Annotated in this window: 13 protein-coding genes; 5 read left to right on the forward strand and 8 right to left on the reverse strand. The window is 40.2% G+C overall.

The genetic code is table 11. The features are described 5' to 3' along the window. Window positions 1-88: 88 nt before the first annotated feature. Together ACFSR6_RS08180 and ACFSR6_RS08185 are read right to left on the reverse strand one after the other, a co-directional pair. Entirely contained in the window at window positions 89-1147 is a 1059-nt protein-coding gene (locus ACFSR6_RS08180; protein WP_379077440.1) for a fatty acid desaturase family protein, read from the reverse strand. Beyond that, complete coding sequence (locus ACFSR6_RS08185) at window positions 1137-2234, reverse strand: fatty acid desaturase family protein (protein WP_379077443.1); 1098 nt, start codon at window positions 2232-2234, stop codon at window positions 1137-1139. Before ACFSR6_RS08185 ends, ACFSR6_RS08180 begins: the two co-directional genes overlap by 11 nt. A 206-nt stretch (window positions 2235-2440) precedes the next feature. Here ACFSR6_RS08185 and ACFSR6_RS08190 point away from each other — a divergent pair, with 206 nt between their 5' ends. Beyond that, window positions 2441-3400, forward strand: a complete 960-nt coding sequence (locus ACFSR6_RS08190; RefSeq protein ID WP_379077446.1) for a hypothetical protein — start codon at window positions 2441-2443, stop codon at window positions 3398-3400. 1 nt (window position 3401) lies between these two features. Here the strand turns inward: ACFSR6_RS08190 and ACFSR6_RS08195 are convergent, their stop codons facing one another. Both ACFSR6_RS08195 and ACFSR6_RS08200 read right to left on the reverse strand, forming a co-directional pair. After that, window positions 3402-5687: a multicopper oxidase domain-containing protein gene (locus ACFSR6_RS08195; RefSeq protein WP_379077449.1), complete on the reverse strand. Its 2286-nt coding sequence runs from the start codon at window positions 5685-5687 to the stop codon at window positions 3402-3404. A gap of 14 nt (window positions 5688-5701) precedes the next feature. After that, window positions 5702-6178 carry a DUF3347 domain-containing protein gene (locus ACFSR6_RS08200; protein ID WP_379077451.1) on the reverse strand — a complete coding sequence of 159 codons (477 nt, stop codon included), beginning with the start codon at window positions 6176-6178 and terminating at the stop codon, window positions 5702-5704. Between the two features lie 757 nt (window positions 6179-6935). Here ACFSR6_RS08200 and nth point away from each other — a divergent pair. Both nth and recA read left to right on the forward strand, forming a co-directional pair. After that, window positions 6936-7601 carry an endonuclease III gene (gene nth / locus ACFSR6_RS08205; RefSeq protein ID WP_343524017.1) on the forward strand — a complete coding sequence of 222 codons (666 nt, stop codon included), beginning with the start codon at window positions 6936-6938 and terminating at the stop codon, window positions 7599-7601. A gap of 135 nt (window positions 7602-7736) precedes the next feature. Further along, on the forward strand, window positions 7737-8750 hold the full coding sequence (gene recA / locus ACFSR6_RS08210) for a recombinase RecA (protein WP_183761591.1): 1014 nt from the start codon (window positions 7737-7739) through the stop codon (window positions 8748-8750). Window positions 8751-8929: 179 nt separating this feature from the next. On the opposite strand, the gene ACFSR6_RS08215 is transcribed toward recA, so the two are convergent. From ACFSR6_RS08215 to tsaD, 3 genes are all read right to left on the reverse strand, one after another. Further along, window positions 8930-11284: a TonB-dependent receptor gene (locus ACFSR6_RS08215; protein WP_379077455.1), complete on the reverse strand. Its 2355-nt coding sequence runs from the start codon at window positions 11282-11284 to the stop codon at window positions 8930-8932. 73 nt (window positions 11285-11357) lie between these two features. Further along, window positions 11358-11555: a hypothetical protein gene (locus ACFSR6_RS08220; RefSeq protein WP_183761585.1), complete on the reverse strand. Its 198-nt coding sequence runs from the start codon at window positions 11553-11555 to the stop codon at window positions 11358-11360. Between the two features lie 468 nt (window positions 11556-12023). After that, the gene (gene tsaD / locus ACFSR6_RS08225; RefSeq protein ID WP_379077458.1) at window positions 12024-13025 is read right to left on the reverse strand and encodes a tRNA (adenosine(37)-N6)-threonylcarbamoyltransferase complex transferase subunit TsaD; all 1002 of its coding nucleotides are present in this window, start codon (window positions 13023-13025) and stop codon (window positions 12024-12026) included. Window positions 13026-13177: 152 nt separating this feature from the next. Between tsaD and ACFSR6_RS08230 the strand changes: the two genes are divergently transcribed. Next, window positions 13178-17530, forward strand: a complete 4353-nt coding sequence (locus tag ACFSR6_RS08230) for a translocation/assembly module TamB domain-containing protein (RefSeq protein WP_379077461.1) — start codon at window positions 13178-13180, stop codon at window positions 17528-17530. Between the two features lie 352 nt (window positions 17531-17882). After that, the gene (locus ACFSR6_RS08235; RefSeq protein WP_379077464.1) at window positions 17883-18101 is read left to right on the forward strand and encodes a hypothetical protein; all 219 of its coding nucleotides are present in this window, start codon (window positions 17883-17885) and stop codon (window positions 18099-18101) included. Here ACFSR6_RS08235 and ACFSR6_RS08240 read toward each other — a convergent pair. Continuing rightward, window positions 18098-19309, reverse strand: coding sequence for a bifunctional 3,4-dihydroxy-2-butanone-4-phosphate synthase/GTP cyclohydrolase II (locus ACFSR6_RS08240; protein WP_379077467.1), 1212 nt, complete (start codon window positions 19307-19309; stop codon window positions 18098-18100). The two genes, ACFSR6_RS08235 and ACFSR6_RS08240, sit on opposite strands and share 4 nt — an antisense overlap. Window positions 19310-19447: the final 138 nt, after the last annotated feature.

Consider the following 19447-nt stretch of genomic DNA (forward strand, 5'->3'; position numbering starts at 1 on the left):
TAAAGGTCTGTGCCGTTAACAAAACCCACCTTACTAAAAAACCACAAATTAAAAAGAATGATCGGATAAACCTACCCGATCATTCAGATTATCCGGCTGCCCCCATCTTCCTCAGTAACCTTAAGTGCGATTGGATTCCGCCCCAATAGCTGGTAGCATTTGGCTCAATACCCTGCTCCTGTAGTATTTGGTATAAAATACGGCTGATTTGAGGATAAAAAATATGATGATAATGTGGAAATAAATGGTGAGCAATATGGTTGTTAAACCCACCAAGGATAAAATTAGCTGTTTTACTAAAGGGGTGCATATCATTAGAACTTTTAATCTGGTTCATTAACCACGAAGCATTGATGTATCCGGCTGCATCAGTAACCGGATACTGTGTAGATTCGACATGGTGCGTCATAAAGAAAGTAAACAACAGAAATAATGACTGCGCTAAATGCATCAATAGAAAACCCAGCAATACCATTCCCCATGATTGAAGTGCAAAACACATCGGCAAAACCAACAATAGCAACACATAACTTATTTTCTGCAGGGTAAAAGACAAATAGTAAATAAATGTTTTTTTAGTAGCGTAATCATCTTTGCCGAACAGGATAATAAAATCTTTAACAAAAATCCAGAAGAGGGAATAGCTGGTATAAGCCAGTGGAGCATACAAATGCTGATAACGATGAAACCAGTAATGTTTGCTGCCGGGCACCACCCTGATCAGATTAGATATTTTAAGGTCCGAATCATATTCCGCCACATTTGGTGCATAATGGTGCGAATTCACATGCCGTAATTTCCAGGCTTCTGCGTGCGCACCCACCACAGTATACATCACAACAAAACAAATATGATTGAGGCGTTTACTTTTAAAAACTGTATTGTGCGAAAAATCGTGCGAAAAATTAAAAGCAAATAGCAACGATATAAAACCATACCCTACAAAACAACCTACAAAACCGATGGGATTAGCTATTTTAAATAGCGCCACATAGGCCAGTATGGTAAGCAAAAAATAAAACAGGAATTTGGTTACCATAGCTCTGATAAAAGCAAGTTTATCTACTACAAGCTCTTGCGCAACACGCTTGTAGATTGCCTTTAGCAATTGGCTATCGGCAGCTACATGTATATGCCTATCTTTCATAACGTGCCGGGATTAATTGTTTACTTTTTCCCATTATCTTTAAATACCTGAAATGAGAAGCCAACGATTCACCATACGACATTTCCATGTAAGTAAGCTGATGTTTTTTAACCAGGTCCTTAAAAATCGGTATAATTTCAAGGTAGTGTACATGGCAAATATTCGGAAGCAGGTGATGGACTGCATGTGCATTAAACCCTCCCAAAACCCAGTTAAGAAATTTACTCTCCGGATGATAATCTATAGAAGTAAGCAACTGCAATTTTGGCCAGCTCATGTTCAATTTATGATCTATATCGGGCACCGGATGAGATACATAATCAGATAAATGCGCTACACCCAGCACCGCTACAAATAATAGCGAAATCATAAAATGATTCAGTAGAAAGGCCAGCAAAACCGTTGGCCAGCCGAAAGGCAGCAGGCAAACAGGTAAAACAATCATGTAACCTATATACAGGACTTTATACACAACCAGTTTAACAGCTTCATTTTTAGGAATGCTAATTTTAATGGTCCGGCTTGATAAATTGAACAACATCAGGATTTCTCTAAAAAAGAACCAGTTAATGGAGTAGAACAGGTATAAAAACGGCACATAAATAAACTGATACCGGTGGTACCATTCCAAAGGCTGAGATTCCGTCATCCTGAACAATGGATTATTCAGCACATCAATATCACTGCCTTCTATATTGGTATATAAATGGTGCGATTCGTTATGGTTTTTACCCCAAACATAGGCATTGTTACCCTGCAGGTTAAAACTGAGCGAAAACAATATCCGGTTCCAGAATTTACTCTTTACCGCCACACCATGGGCTGCATCGTGCGAAACATTAAAAGCAGTTAACAAAATGGAAAGCCCCATTAGCAGGTAGAAAGCGTAAAATGTAACTACCGAATGGCTGGTAATCATTAAGGTGTAGAACAGGATATCCAAACCGAAGTAAAGGAAAATCTTGAAGAGCATCTTTGTATTACCGGTTCTCTGTAACCCCTTATCAATGAAATATTGTTCAATCTGCTCGTTCAATTCTTTATAGAATTCGGAGCCTTCATCTTTTATAAATCTTAATTTGTTCATGTGCTGATATTTAAATTTCTTAATCAAATTTAAAACACACATTAATCACGTATTAACTCTAAAGATTAAAGAATAAACAAAAAATATCTTTAAAAGAATATATTAACCTGAAAATAGCTATTAAAGATATACTTTGTAAATTAACAGCACTCAATAATCAATATAATTATTAAAATCAGTGTTATTTTATTTATAAATTAATCTTTATGAATACTCAGCAAACATTATTTTTTCAGGCTATTAAGTCAGCACTGCCGGAATACCAGAACCTGGCGCTGAGTGTAGCCGAAGAATTAGGGATCAGCACCAATGAGGCGTATAAGAAAATAAGGGGCGACAGCAACCTCACTTTTCAACAGATCATTAAACTTTCTGATTGTTTCGACGTCCCTTTTCTGTACAGCCCGAAACAATCGTTATCAGTTACTTTTAGCTATTTAAGTGTAAACGAAGATTTAGATATGATTGGCTATCTCCGAAATTTACTGGATAACATAAAGGCCATCAAGAACAGCAATCATAAACACATCACCATTACTACTGATGATATTCCTTTATTTCATTTTTTCAAGTACCCGGAACTTACCCGTTTTAAACTCTTCTTTTGGGCAAACAGCACCAATAACTTAGAAATACCCTTTAGTGCTTCCTTCCTTTCCGATGAAATTATTAAAATTTCGCAGGAACTGCACGCCACCTATCTGGAAATACCAAGCACCGAAATATGGTCGAAAGATACCATCAGCGGCACTTTAGAGCAGATCAGGTATGCTTTTGAAGCTGGTCATCTTGGCGACACCGAACTGGCTGTAAAAATTGTAGAGCAGGTAAGGTATTGCCTTACCGATATGAACATGTATGCCATTAGCAGCAAAAAAACCATCGATCCCAACCATACCTTTAATTGGTACAATTGCGATGTACTGGGAAGCATTGCTTACCTGGTTGATTTTAAGGACCGCATGACCTGTTACAACAGGTTTAACACCTTTAATTACTTACGAACCGAAGACCAGGCTTATTGCAATCAAACCAAAAAATGGATGCAGGGCCTGATCATGAAATCGGTTTCATTTAGCGGCCAGGGAGAAAAACACCGTAATAAATACCTGTATCATGCTTTTGCAGAATGCGACAAGTTGCTGAACGAGATTACGAATGGTTAACTCAATAATTAAGTGTTAAGCCTGCACCAAAGCCCATATCGCTATCATAGTGTGCAGAAATGCCCATGTATTTAGTGGCAATAAATTTAAGTCCGCCCATAAATTCCTTATCACTATTTACCATAAAACTTGCCCTTAGGCGCTTAGAAACCGGGATATCTTCGCGCATGAACTGTAAACGCACGTTACCATCGTGATAAACTTCTGCCTGTGCTATAACCAACATGGGTAAGGTATAGGCAAGCCCCAGGCTAAACATGCTTCTTTTATCTTTTGTACTTTTTTGGCCAAAAATATTGCTTTCCGCTTTACCAACTTCCATTTTACGGTAACGCCAATCGAAGCCTACAAAAGGCATTAACCACTGCATTCTATCTATATACCGGCCAATATGGGTTTCGGTTTCAAAGCCGTGCATATTATTATAACCCAGGCGCCATTCCGTTCCAATGCTCCAGCGCGTATTGGCCAACATGGCCATACCATCGTTTCCGTTGCTGGCAAAATCGTTTTCGGCCATAAAATGAAACATCCTGTCGTCAGCATAAAGTTTTCGCTGTGCCAATTTAGGGTTTGGGATTTCGGGGTTTGGGGGCGAGTTTTCATAGCTGAAAATTTTACCCATCCCGCTCATCATGTGGTACAAAATGTGGCAGTGAAAAAACCAATCGCCGCTTTCTGAAGCGCTAAACTCAATGGTATCACGCTCCATAGGCATGATATCGAGTACATTTTTTAAAGGAGCGTAATCGCCCTGCCCATTAATTACCCTGAAATCGTGTCCGTGCAAATGCATAGGATGCCGCATCATACTGTTATTATACAAAATGATGCGCAGATTTTCGCCCTTTTTGATCAGGATCTTATCTTCTTCCGAGATGGTTTTATTATCCAAAGTCCACACATAACGGTTCATGTTGCCCGTTAACTGGAACTCCATCTCGCGGGTTGGTCCTTGAGGTAAGACCGTTTTTTCGGGTGAACGCAACATATCATAATTCAATGTGGTAATGGGTCCTTTGGCAATGTTGTGGCTATCCATGCCTTGTGCTTTATGCGCATCGGCAGCACCTGTCATGGCATCATCCAACTCCGTATACATTACCGCATTCATATCCATCACCTGGTTCTGCATTTTCATCCCCTCCATCTGTACCATATTCCCATTCATATCCATCATTTCGTTCATCATTTTCATGCCTTCGAAATATTTCAATTTGGGTAATTTTTGAGCCGGCACCTTTTCCCCTTTGCCAAGCCATAGAGAGGCTGATCGGGTACGGTCTTCGGGTGTTACCAAAAATTCGTAACTTTTATTTTCAGGCACGGTTACCACTACATCATAGGTTTCGGAAGCGGCAATAATAAGCCTGTCTACTTCTACGGGCACTACATCGTTACCATCGTTGGCCACTACCGTTATTTTCCCACCGGCATAAGTGAGCCAGAAATAGGTAGAAGCCCCACCGTTAGCAATGCGCAACCGTACCTTATCGCCTGCCTTAAGGGTATTTGGTACCTGGTATTGGTTCTTTCCGTTTACCAAAAATGCTTCGTAATACACATCACTTACATCCATGGCGTTCATCCGCTTCAGTTCGTTGGTGAGCTTGGTTTTAAAATGTCCGCTTTTTATGGCTTCAGCATAACTTTGCGTGGTACCCTTTTTTATCGCGAACCAATCATTGGCATTGTGCAATCGCCTGTCAACTTCATGGGGCATCATATTGGTCCATTCACTTAAAACTACCGGAACCGTAGGTATGGCAGGCTCCTTTCTTTTATTTAAGATCATGGCACCGTACATCCCAATCTGCTCCTGCAGGCCTGAATGGCTGTGGTACCAATGGGTACCGTTCTGTATAATTGGAAAACGGTAAACATGGGTTGTATTGGGTTCGATGGGCATCTGGGTTAAATAGGGAACTCCATCATACCGGTTAGGCAAAAACAGCCCGTGCCAATGCAACGAGGTCGACTCTTTTAGCTTATTGTGCACATGTATTTCTGCAGTATCGCCCTCAGTAAAGGTCAACGTTGGCATAGGTATCTGCCCGTTAACTGCAATGGCTCGTTTAGGTTTACCGCCAAAGGTTACCGTGGTATCTGCAACATACAAATCATAACGCACTACCCTTGGCAGCTTGTTATTATCAAACGTTTCCGGGTTGTTTGCCTGTGGAGATACTTTTTTTGGGGCAGCGGCTTTTACCTCCTGATGCTGATGTTGAGCAGAAGCAGAACCACTGAGTAAAATACCAAGACAACAAACTAAAATAAATTTCATTTTTGGTTTGTGCTTTATTTAAGTACCTCGGTTACCTTGCCACAAGTTAACATTTTATTCCCATAATACGGGTTTTTTATCCCCTCGCTATCGCTTAACCAATAGCTTTTTTTCATCGGACAATACGCGTAATACACCGGTTTATCATTCAGTTTTACCGCTTTTACCAAAGCATAAAAATCCGTCGATAAAGAAGTAAAATGATCTCTTTGATGTTCGATGTCTTTACTCTCCGCAATATGCTCGGCATCAAATAATATTTTATCACGCAGTGCTTTCGAAGCATTGGTTTTCCCGTTGGCTTTTATTGCATTAATAAATGCGGTAGCTTTGGTGCCAGCCACACTTGCGTTGCTGCTAACTAAGGCATCTTTAACTTCATAATAAGCCTGTAGCGGGCTAACTGCTGCTGCTTTTTCCTGGGCTGATAAACCACCAGCCATCATTAGTACAATAACCTGGATTGTACATAATTTAAATAAGATTTTCATTTTGTGTTTAAATTTTAAACAAAGCTAGCGGTATGGCCCTTCCGGATGTTACACGTTTACCGAAAATGTTTACATAATTATGTGTTTCATGATCGGGTCAAAGGCTGGACATTAAGCCATTAGCAGTTAAATGGATTAAAACAATTATAAAGGTATTTCTATACTAGCAGTTACTTACCATATCTTTTTTTGTTTTTGGAAACGGACGTCCAGTAATTCTTCGGGAGCAGCAGTCCCGTTATCCGCTTTATCCCGATAGAAACCTGTGAAACAAGCAAGCACACCAAAGTATAACATAAACACATGCTTAAATCGGGATACACGCTCCTACCGGGTTTATTTAACAAAGGTTACTGCAAAAACGGCGAAACTCTTTAGTAATATCCCACGCTCATCCAATATCTATCTGGTCGGCTTTAGAAACAAGGGATTATGCCGCCTGCAAACCCTAAAAATGAAATACTGTATTACCCACCTAGCCCTGGTTGCAGCGTTATCTTGCAGCAACGAGGTATCCCGAACTTTCGGGAAAGCGTAAAAGCGGAAAACAGGAAAAAACCTTAATCTTAGCACCAAATTGCGCTCCCAATCCTGAACTGATTAATGTCTTTACCTTACCCGTCAAATCTGGCCATGGCTAAAAGGTCCCTATATAATTCATAGCGACAAATTACAGTTTATCTTCTGGTTCTTCCGTTCTACATGCTCTTCTTCCAATTTGGCAGTTACATTTTCCATCTTTAACCTATATTTGCATATGCTTAAAAAAGAACGCTACAAACTTTTTGTAGAACATTTTTCGGCCAAGCAACCTGATGCAGAAACCGAGTTACATTATAATAACCCTTATCAGCTTTTAGTGGCAGTGATCCTCTCTGCCCAGTGTACCGACAAAAGGGTAAACATGGTAACTCCCGCCCTTTTTCAGCGCTTTCCCAATGCTAAAGCGCTGGCAGAAGCTACTCCCGATATTGTTTTCGATTATATCAAAAGCATCAGTTATCCCAACAATAAGGCAAAGCACCTGGTGGGCATGGCCAATATCCTACTTAACGAATTTAATAATGTGGTACCTTCGGGGATTGACGATTTACAGAAAATGCCTGGTGTTGGACGCAAAACAGCCAATGTAATTGCCTCTGTAATTTACAATGCTCCGGCTATGGCGGTTGATACCCATGTTTTCCGCGTGGCCAACCGTTTGGGTTTAACCAATGGCAAAACTCCCCTGGCAGTTGAAAAGGATTTGGTTAAAAACCTTCCCGAACACGACATCCACATTGCACACCACTGGCTTATTCTGCACGGGCGTTACGTTTGTGTAGCCCGTAACCCGAAATGCGATGTTTGTGAAATTACCTACATGTGCAGGTATTTCGAACGTTTAACCGCCCAAAACGAAAGAGACAAGCTAAAAGCTTAAAAAAATATTTTCATTTTACTATTGACATTAGCTAAAAAACATTTAACTTAGCTAAATATATTAGTATTTTAAATATCAACATTTAAGTATATTAGCCGATAATCGATTATATTTACGAAATCAATAAAAAAAGAAATGAGCACTGCAAATCCAGATAAATTAAAAGCCCTGCAACTTACTTTAGATAAACTAGAAAAATCTTATGGTAAAGGCACCATCATGAAACTTGGCGATACTGCCGTTGAGCCTATAGATTTTATTTCTACCGGATCAATCAGTTTGGATATTGCTTTAGGCATTGGCGGTATTCCAAAAGGGCGTATCATCGAAATTTATGGTCCGGAATCTTCCGGTAAAACAACTTTGGCAACACACATTATTGCCGAAGCACAGAAAAAAGGCGGCATTGCAGCATTTATAGATGCAGAGCATGCTTTCGATCAGTTTTATGCAAAGAAACTGGGTGTAGATACCGACAACCTTTTAATCTCCCAGCCAGATAATGGCGAGCAGGCTTTGGAAATTGCTGATAACCTGATCCGCTCTGGCGCGATAGACGTAATCGTAATTGACTCTGTTGCGGCTTTGGTTCCTAAGAGTGAAATTGAAGGCGAAATGGGCGACAGTAAAATGGGTTTACATGCCCGTTTAATGAGTCAGGCATTACGTAAATTAACCGGTACCATTTCAAAAACCGGATGTTGCTGTATTTTCATTAACCAGTTGCGCGATAAAATAGGGGTAATGTTTGGTAACCCGGAAACCACTACCGGTGGTAATGCCCTTAAATTTTATGCTTCAGTACGTTTAGATATCCGCCGTATTTCACAGATTAAAGACTCAGACGAAGTTTCCGGTAACCGCGTTAAAGTAAAAATTGTTAAAAATAAAGTGGCCCCTCCTTTCCGTATCGCAGAATTTGATGTGATGTTTGGCGAAGGTATTTCTAAAAACGGAGAGATTATCGACCTGGGTGTTGATTTTGGCATCATCAAAAAAGCGGGTTCGTGGTTCTCTTACGGAGATACCAAACTTGGTCAGGGCAGAGATGCTGTAAAACAATTGTTGAGCGATAATCCTGAACTTGCCGAAGAACTGGAAATTAAAATTAAAACCGAAGTAACAGGCGAGCATCTGGCAGAAAAATAAACCGGATCAACTAAATCTGAAGATAAATAAGAGGCTGTATCATAACTATAAAACTGTCATCCTGAGCTTGTCGAAAGACCTTATCTAAATACTTTAAAGCCGTTTCGACAGGCTCAACGTGACAGACTATAGGTGAAATTACAAATATGGTACAGCATCTTTCTATTTTAAAACCTTCGCTAATAACTAACCGAAATACCAAAGTTTACCGAAGTACCTCTTCCTTTCGAATAAAAACCTGGCTGCATAAACCATTGCGCCCTTGCCGGAAAGTAATCCTGGTTAAAAATATTGTCGATACCTAAAGTAAGCCTGGTATTCTTTTTAACCTGGTAAATCCCGGCGAAGCTGAATAAATGATAAGCTTTTACTGCACCTTCGTTTCCATTATATACACCATTGGCGTTTTTCAGGAAGCGGTCGCGTGAATTGATGCCCGTATAATTCAGGGTTAAATCCAATACTTTTAACGGGCTATAGGTAACCGATGCCGTAACCTTCGGGGCCGAAATGCGGCGTCCGTTAAGGTAAAGATCTACCGCGTCGTTAAATTTACCGTTTTTATCAATATCACGTTTTCCTTCTGTATAGCTATAACTGGCCGATAAACTTAAAACATCTATCAAACGGTAATCTGCAGCAACTTCAAAACCATAAATTTTTTCCGGATTTCTGGCCGTATTAAACAAACCGGTAGCAGGATCATAAACCACTTCGATTCCCAGTTTTGAGGTACTGATATAAGCAGAAGCAGATAAGGTTAACCCCGCAATCCTGCTTTCGAATCCTGCCTCATAATTATTAACTTTTACGGCATCTGTATTAATCTTGTCGATACTGTTTACTTTTGCATCACGTAAGGCAAGGCCAATATCCATCACTGAAAAGCCTTGAGAGAAACTCACAAAAGGACTAAAAATACTAAACTGATTATACCTTAGGCCGGCATTAAAAAGATAGGTACTGTATTTTAAATTTCCTCCGGTTACATCAAAAGACGGGGTAATGGTCGTATTGTTTGCTCCGGTAGTTCTTAAGGTACGGTAATCATCAACCGCTATATTTACATTCTCGTAACGCAAACCGGTTTTAAATACAAGCTTGCTTAAAATATTAAAATCTGCCTGTGCAAAAGGTGCCGTATTGGTCATATCCATTGTTGGTACCCATACCCTGCCATCAACCAGCGGCTGCGAAGTTTTATCTTTCATAAAATCTGCACCATAGGCCAGGCTTATTTTCAAAAAATCGCGGTTCAGGATTGGTGTTTCAAAAAATAAACGTGCTCCCTTTTTATCATTTTTGGCAAGCGACTGGCCATCACCTCCATCAAAACGCCCTAACGATACATAGAATACATCTTTACGGGTTTCGTAATAAACATCTGCATTTAAACTCGACCGGAGAAAAGTACTATCTATTTTATACGACAGATTTAAATTGTGATTATAATCAACCCCGGTCGGAATGCCGAGTGGTTTTCCCAATACCCCTGTTGCTTTTTGTCCCGTTGCCACATTACCGTTTACCAAAGTAAAATTACTGTTCTGCAAACTGCTGTAAGTATTATAAGTAAGCTGTATCCGCTGATTTTTGGCAGGTACATAACCTAATTTGGCAAATGCATTGTACGTATCTGTTTCGCCTAAGCTATAGTTAGGGCCAACAACATCGCCCTTTGCATCTTTATATTCTCCGGTCTGCTCGTACATTCCGCTCACTACATAATCAAACTGCCCCAGCTTCCCATAAAACATCTGGTTAATTCTTCCTCCTTCGGAGTTTTTAACCTTCACCAGCGATCCGTTTAAATTGATCTGGGTTTTACCGGCGAATTTTGCAGCAGTATCTGGAACCATGGTGATGTAATTTACCAATCCGCCGGCAGCCCCATTGCCATAAATAGCAGTTGCCCCTTTTACCACTTCAATGCGTTCGAGTACCGAGGGATCAATTGATCTCAGGTCTACCTCCGCATTTCTTAAGGGCGAAGATTGTGAAACCCCATCTATCATCACCAGCATCGGGCGGCCGCGCAAGTTCTGTCCAACATTATTACCGGTTTGGGCGGTTGGTGCAAAACCGGGAACCTGATTGGCCAAAACGGTGCTTAAATCGGGCGTAATGGCCATTTCTCTCTCCAGCTTTTTCTTATTTACAATACTTACCGAAGTGGTAATATTTTTAATGTCTTCAGCTTTTCTTGAAGTAGAGATCACCACCTCATCGAGGGTATTGGTAACAGCTTCCAATGTGATATTGATGGTTGTATCGTTTTTTACCGATGGGATATGCTGTGTAAATGTTTTGTAGCCCACCGCGTTTACACTGATGTTAAAAGACACACCGCTCTTGATGTACAAAGAATAATAACCTTTGCTGTCCGCCTGGACTTTCTGGCCAAACATGGATATGCTGGTGTAGGGGATTTCGCTTCTTTGGTCTTTAACATGCCCTTCTATCTTAACATTTTGTGCGTGCACGATAAGAAAATTACAGGCAAGGGCAGTAATAATCAGTATAAGTTTTTTCATCTATCTTAAATTTTGGCAAAGATAGAAAAACAAACACTAAATAGAATAAGTCTAAATAAAAAATAAAAACAGCCTAATTCTGGCTAAAAACAGCATCGAAGTCTTTGGTAACGTATACAATCACCAGGAGAGCAGCAATAACCAGGGCCCCTAAAATGATTACACCCCAACTTCCTTTAAGCTTGTCTTTATCTTTTCTGATTAACCAGTAAATGATAGCGATAAGCGGTACCGCACAAACAATCCAAAATATTAATGATGCTCCAGTCATATATATAAGTTCAATTTAAAATAATTCTCATTGCCAGTTTTCAATTGGCTGTTTACAGTTTTTTACCGCCGAAGTGCAAAAAACAAAGATCCCGAAATAAATTCAGGATGACGCTCACTAAGTGGTAACAGGCTAACAAGTTCAGGCCATTAATCATAAATTATCGACCAATGAACCAATCACCAGTGAACTAATGACCAATGAACTAATCACCAATTAACTAATGAACCAATCACCAATTAGCCAATGGCTAATGTACTAATCACCAATTAACCAATGAACCAATCACCAGTGAACTAATCACCAATTAGCCAATGACCAATGAACCAATGCCTAATGAACCAATGACCAATGAACTAATCACCAACTAACTAATGAACCAATGACCAATGTACCAATCACCAATTAACCAATGACCAATGAACTAATGACTAGTGAACTAATGACCAATGAACCAACATAACCTCCCTAAAATTCCATCCGCGCCATTGGCGAAACATCCTGTCCTACAAAATCTTTTTTCAAAAACTTATGGTATCCCGCAATGGCAATCATCCCTGCATTATCGGTACAATACTGAAAAGCCGGGATATAAATGTTCCAGCCCAGTTCATCTGCAGCCTGTTGTAATCCATTTCTTAAACCTGAGTTTGCAGAAACACCACCGGCAATCGCAATTTCTTTAATTCCGTATTGTTTGGCAGCTTTCTTCAATTTGTTCATCAAAATCTGCACAATACTATATTGAACCGATGCACAGATATCATCTAAATTTTCGGCTATAAAATCAGGATTTTCTTTTTCCTGCTTCCTGATAAAATACAGGATAGAAGTTTTAAAACCACTAAAACTAAAATTCAGATCGGCAATTTGAGGTTCAGCAAATTTAAAGGCCAAAGGATTTCCATGCTGTGCATGTTTATCAACAAGTGGTCCGCCGGGATAAGGCAATGCCAGTAATTTAGCGGTTTTATCAAAAGCTTCGCCTGCTGCATCATCCAATGTTTCGCCAACAATCTCCATGTCAAAATAATCTTTCACCAGCACGATCTGTGTATGGCCACCCGAAACGGTAAGGCACAAAAACGGGAAACTGGGTTTAGGATCATCAATAAAATGCGCCAAAATATGCGCATGCATATGATTTACAGAAATTAGAGGTACATTTAAAGCTAATGCGAAAGATTTTGCAAACGAAACGCCGACCAGCAAAGAGCCTAAAAGACCAGGGCCACGTGTAAAAGCTACGGCATTAATGTCCTGTTTTGTAACTTTGGCATTAATTAAAGCTTGCTGTACGGCAGGTACAATATTTTGTTGGTGTACCCTCGAAGCTAATTCAGGTATAACACCACCATAATTTTGATGAATTGTTTGGTTTGCAATAACATTGGCAGTAATTTTGCCGTTGTTACAAATAGCAACGGATGTGTCATCGCAAGAAGATTCGATAGCAAGTATAACAGACAAATTATTAATATTTAAGCTGCAAAATTATTAAAAAACTATTTAAAATACTCCTTTGGGTAATCGCATCAATCATCCTGCTGTTTGCGCTTCTTATTTTTTCGTTGCAGTTTAAGCCTGTTCAAACTTATTTTGCGCAGAAAGCTGCTACATATTTGTCTAAAGAGCTTAAAACTACCATATCAATTAAGAGTCTCTACATAAAGCCTTTTAAATCTATTGTACTCGAAGACTTATTGGTTTTAGATTTACAAAAAGACACTTTACTGAGCACGCCACAGTTTATGGTCGATATTAATCATTTATCCATTGATAAAAAGATTATCGATATCAGTACCGTTCAAATTAACAATGGCCAATTTTTCCTAAAGGATTTCAAAGATAAGTCTTCTAACCTCGATTTCATCATCAACTATTTCGATTCAGGTAAACCTAAAGTAAAGAAAAAGAAAAGCAAGCCTTTTGATGTGGGAATTGGCCGTATAATTTTAAACCGGTTCGCTTTCCGGTATATCAACTATGCCGCAAAAGATACCAGCCAGGGTAAAACGGTAAACTTTGAGAACGTAGGCATTAAGGAGTTAAGCGGTATTTTTGAAGGACTCGACACCAAAAATCATTTGGTTAAAACCAATATCAAAAACCTGACTTTTAGAGAGCATAGCGGGTTTTACCTGAAAAACTTAACGGCCCAAACCACTATAGACAGTAATGCCATAGAGCTCAAAAACCTCTTGCTCGAAACCAATCAGAGCCGTTTAACCGATTACTACCAGATGCGGTTCAACAGCTTTAAAGATTTTAACCATTATGTAGATAATGTGCGAATGAAAGCTATTTTTAAAGATAGCCACATCACCTCAAGGGATATTGCATTTTTTGCCCCTGAAATAAGCACCATGAAACTCGACCTGGATGTTGATGGCCAGATTACGGGTTTGGTTAATAACCTTAAAGCCAAAAAATTATCTTTAAAAACCGGTAAAGCCACACATATTAAAGGCGATTTTATTTTAAAGGGGCTGCCGAAATGGAAAGAAACCTTTATGGACCTGAATATAGAGATGGCAGGAACCAACAAAACCGATCTTGCAGAGGTATTGGCGGGGATTACCAACAGCAAAAAGGAGATGGTTCCTAAAATTGTGAGCAAATTTGGCAACATTAACTTTAACGGGAGCTTTACAGGGTTTCAGAACGATTTTATTGCTTATGGTGAATTTAAAACCAAACTTGGCCGCATCGTTTCGGATGTGAACATGAAAATCGATAAAAAGGATGTCCCATCTTACACCGGAAATGTAAAAACCTACGATTTTAACATCGGAAACCTGATTGACGAAAAGAGCTTGGGCCGCATCAGTTCTTCTTTGTACGTAAAAGGCCGTGGAACAGCACTAAAAGACCTGACCGAAAAAATAAATGGCGATGTAGATTATATAGACTTTAACCATTACCGTTACCACAATGTGAAGATTGACGGAACTTTCGACAAAAAATACTTTGATGGCAAACTGAGCATTAACGACCGTAATGTAAAACTAATTTTCGATGGCGGGGTTAACCTCAACCCGAAACTACCGGTATTCAACTTTAATGCAACCATTTCCAAAGCAAGGCTAAAGGCTTTAAAACTGATGAAAGATTCGCTCATGGTTGATGCCAAGTTTAACACCAACTTTTCGGGCACCAACCTCAACAATATATCCGGCAAATTATTGATCCAGGAAATCAGTTTAAAGAATCCTAAAGGCACTTACAGTGTCGATTCGGTTCAGCTCACCGCCAATGGTACGGGTACCAACAGGGTGCTCGATATCCGTTCGGATATTTTAGACGCCAGCATTAAGGGCGAATACGACCTTAGTTCTATTGTTTCTTACTATAAAGCGATTGCCAAAACCTATATCCCCTCTTTACGGGCTGATATCATCAAATACAAAAACCAGATTTTTGAGTTTAACCTGAAGGTCAAAAAATTCGAGCCGCTTGCACAGCTTTTTGCCCCCGGCTTGGTACTGGAAGAGGGCGCTACGCTAACCGGTAATTTCGATTCGCGCAACAATACGGCAACGTTAAACGGTTTCGTAAAAAAATTAAAATACGACGGTATTATCATCAATAATATCATCCTCGACGAAAACACCACTACGCAGCAACTTCAGCTGATTGTAACCTCCGACAGGGTACAGATCAACGACAGTTTGTTCATTAAAGATGTAAACATTTCCAACATCCTCCGGAACGACAGCCTGGCTTTTAACGTAAAGATGTCGAACGCCGATGAAGATAATCAGCTCGATTTAAACGGTTTGGTAGAGTTTACCAAAAACCAGGATACCACCGCGCGTCTCAGTGTATTGCCATCCATCTTAAAAATAAACAGCGAAGAATGGCGTATACAGGAAAAAGTGCGCATCGTGCTGAATAATGGCAAAACAGAAATCAGCAATTTCGATTTAACAAACGGAAAGCAGCAGGTTATTATTGATGGATTAATTTCGGAAGACCCTAAAGATTTAATCAGCATTGGCTTTAAAGATTTTAACCTGAAAACCCTTAACCCTTTTACCAAAGGCTTTGGTGTTAAACTGGGCGGAAACCTGAATGGTACCACCGATCTGTATGGCATATTAAAAGCACCAAGGGTAACCAACGATTTAAAGATCGATTCGCTTAATTTTAACGACATCTACATCGGGGCCTTAACCGATACCTCATCGTACAACAATGAGAGCAAAAAAATCAACGTATTTACACGGATCATGGCCGACGATTCGGAGACTTTTAAACTCACCGGAAACCTCGATCTTAAAGAGAAAGAAATAGACCTCGGACTGAAAATGAACGAGAGCAAACTGACCATCCTCGAGCCTTTTGTTAAACAGCTGGTATCGAATTTAAAGGGGAACATCTCTGCCGATTTAACGGTAAAAGGAAAATTCGATAAACCGGAAATTAACGGAAGCGTAGCCCTGGATAAGGGGCAGCTGATGGTAAACTACCTTAAAACCACCTATGTGATTACCGATAAGGTAGAAGTGAACAACAGTGTGATCAAGCTTGATGATTTTACGCTGAACGACCTGGAAGGGCATGAAGGAACGGCACGCGGCAGTGTTGATTTAAACGACATCAACTACCCTACACTGGATGTAAAAATCAATGCCAACAGTTTAATGGCCTTAAATACGACCGCGAAAGACAATTCGATCTATTACGGGCGTGCATATGGTACAGGTGTATTTACATTTACCGGCCCAACCAATAAGATGAAGATTGATATTAAGGCAAAAACAGAAAAAGGGACTGTTTTCAACCTGCCTTTAAACAGCTCTGAAACGATATCAGATAAAGATTTTATCAATTTCGTGAGCCGCGATTCGACCGTTGTAGTGAAGAAAAAAACCAATTTCGACGGTATTACACTTACTTTTAAACTGACGATCGATCCGAATACCACCGCCAATATTTACACCACACTGGGTAATTTAAGTGGTAAGGGTAATGCTGACCTGAACCTGAACATTAATAGTTTCGGCGATTTCGAGATGTCTGGCGATTACATTATTGAAACCGGAAGTTTCGACTTTACGGCCCAGGAAGTCATCAACAAAAAATTCGAGATCAGGCAAGGGGGAACCATCCGCTGGACGGGCAACCCTACCGCAGCACAGATTAACTTAAAGGCAGTGTATGCCTTAAGGGCAAGTTTAAACGATCTTTACAAAGCGGCCAACCGCGATGCCAGCAGTAATGCCAACCAAAGGGTAAATACCGAGGTAGAAATGGGTTTAACGGGTTTACTGTTAAAGCCTGATATTAAACTCGATATTAATTTCCCTGCACAACCTTCTATTAAAGAAGAACTGCAAACCTATTTCAGCGATCAGAACAACCTGAACTTACAGGCCTTCAGTTTAATCATCAGGAGAAGTTTTGCACCTGGCAACGGTGGCGAATCTATCGGTAACCAGCTAAGCTCTACTGCAACCAGTACCGCTACCGAATTGGTATTTAACCAGTTCAACAACGTACTCTCTTCATTAAACTTAAACTTCGTAGATCTGAACGTACGTTCGCTAAGCGAAGCCAATGCCTCGTTTAAGTTCTTTAACGACCGTTTAATTATTAATGCCGGTATTGTAGACAGAAATAGTGTAAATGATTTTACCGTTATCGATTTCTCTAAAGACAATGTAGGCAGAGAGGTGGAGGCACTTTTCTTAATTAAAAAAGACGGAAGCTTAACGGTAAAGGCAGCAAATAAGCCACCTACACAACAAAGCATATTCTTAAACAGTGGTATTAGCCCAACGGCCAACGTCACTTCTTTTGGCTTGGTTTATACCCAGCAATTTGATACATTTAAGGAGTTTATTCAGAAAATTTCAGGCGCTTACCGCCGCAACCTGAAAAGAAAACAAAGCCAGACTCCTGTTAAAACGAACAAATCGATCAATAAGGAAGCAATTATCAATCAGAGCAAGGGGAACCAGCGGAGGTAGAATTGGTTCATTAGTTCATTGGTTGATTAGTTCATTAGTTCATTGCCCAGGATTAATTGGTTAACTGTAACTTAAGAGCCAACGATTTCATTACCCAACAAATTGAGGATGGTAAAATGCATTGATGAAGATTCTTTACAGTGTTACCATTGACAGATCCTATAGAAGAATCGTCTTTTCGACTGGAGCATGCCGATTTTTCATCGGTAGCGAAATGGAGAAATCTATAGAGACAGATTTAGCTTCGCTGAGCACTCCGTGGTTCTCGACCGCGTTGCACTCCGCTCGAAATGACGACTCGCGAGAGGGCTGTCAATCATATTGATTTTTATATTATAAATTATCCCTCAGGATGACAAAACAGCTTTCTACACTCCATTACACTCCGGTTGAAAGGACAATGGTGCGGGGGGATGACCTGGTGAAATCAACTCCTGATTCACGGCTTAAGCCTTTAACAACTAAAAAAGCCAATATCGAACCTGCGTTCAATACTGGCTTTCTTCTTTTTATGATCGGGTTATTTAGACGCTGGCTTGGAAAAATGCCGAACGCCAAACGCCTCATCTAGCCCTTCATGATTGAATGGCCCATTTTATCTCTTTTGGTCGCTAAATAACGTTCGTTATGGATGTTACTTGCAATTTCGATCGGAATGTTTTCTACCACCTCCAGGCCATAACCTATTAAACCGGCTCTTTTGGTTGGATTATTACTCATCAGGCGCATTTTAGTAACCCCTTCTGATCGCAGAATCTGCGCACCTACGCCATAATCGCGTTCGTCCCCTTTAAAGCCCAATTTAATATTCGCTTCTACGGTGTCGAAACCGGCATCCTGTAAGTTATACGAACGCAATTTATTAATCAGCCCAATGCCCCTGCCTTCCTGGTTCATGTATACGACGATGCCTTTACCTTCTTTTTCAATCATTTCCAGCGCCTTGTGCAACTGCGGACCGCAATCGCAACGGCATGATCCAAAGATATCGCCCGTTACACAAGAGCTGTGTACACGTACCAAAATCGGTTCATTGAGATTCCATTCACCTTTAGAAATGGCCAGGTGCGTGGCATTGTTATCCAGCTGTGTATAAGCCGTCATTTTAAAATCGCCCCAGGCAGTAGGCAAATCAATCGTAACCTCTTGTTTAATCAGGCTATCCATGGTTAAACGGTAAGCGATTAAATCTTCAATTGATATAATTTTTAGCTGATGCTGTTCGGCAATTTTAAAGAGATCCGGAAGCCTGGCCATTTCGCCATCTTCTTTTAAAATCTCTACCAATAAACCTGCCGGTTTCATTCCGGCCAAACGGGCCAGGTCTACCGCAGCTTCAGTATGGCCAGCGCGCCTGATCACACCACCATCTTTGGCAATTAAAGGGAAAATATGGCCGGGCCTGCCCAACTCTTCGGGGTCAGTTTTAGGATCTACCAAAGCCAGCATGGTTTTAGAACGGTCGCTTGCTGAGATCCCCGTGGTACAGCCATGGCCCACAAGATCTACCGAAACGGTAAAATTGGTTTCGTAAGCTGCTGTATTCTTGCCCACCATCAGGTTTAAGTTTAATTCTTTACAACGCTCTTCTGTTAAGGGCGCACAGATTAAACCACGTCCGTAAGTGGCCATAAAGTTGATGATCTCGGGGGTTGCATTTTCGGCAGCCGTCAGGAAATCACCTTCGTTCTCTCTATTCTCGTCATCTACAACAATAATCACTTTACCAGCTTTTATATCTGCGATGGCTTCTTCTATTGTGTTTAATTTCGTTTGCATTTTATATAGCATTATCGGGTCATGTTTGCGTATGGTGCTGTAAAAGCACTTTATTCTGCAAGCATAAACCACTACAAATGTACAACCTTATCACGCATTATTCAGATCGAAATATCATTTGTAAGTAAAGGAAAAAGG

This window comes from Pedobacter vanadiisoli (genome assembly GCF_042684385.1).
Taxonomy (GTDB): domain Bacteria; phylum Bacteroidota; class Bacteroidia; order Sphingobacteriales; family Sphingobacteriaceae; genus Pedobacter; species Pedobacter vanadiisoli.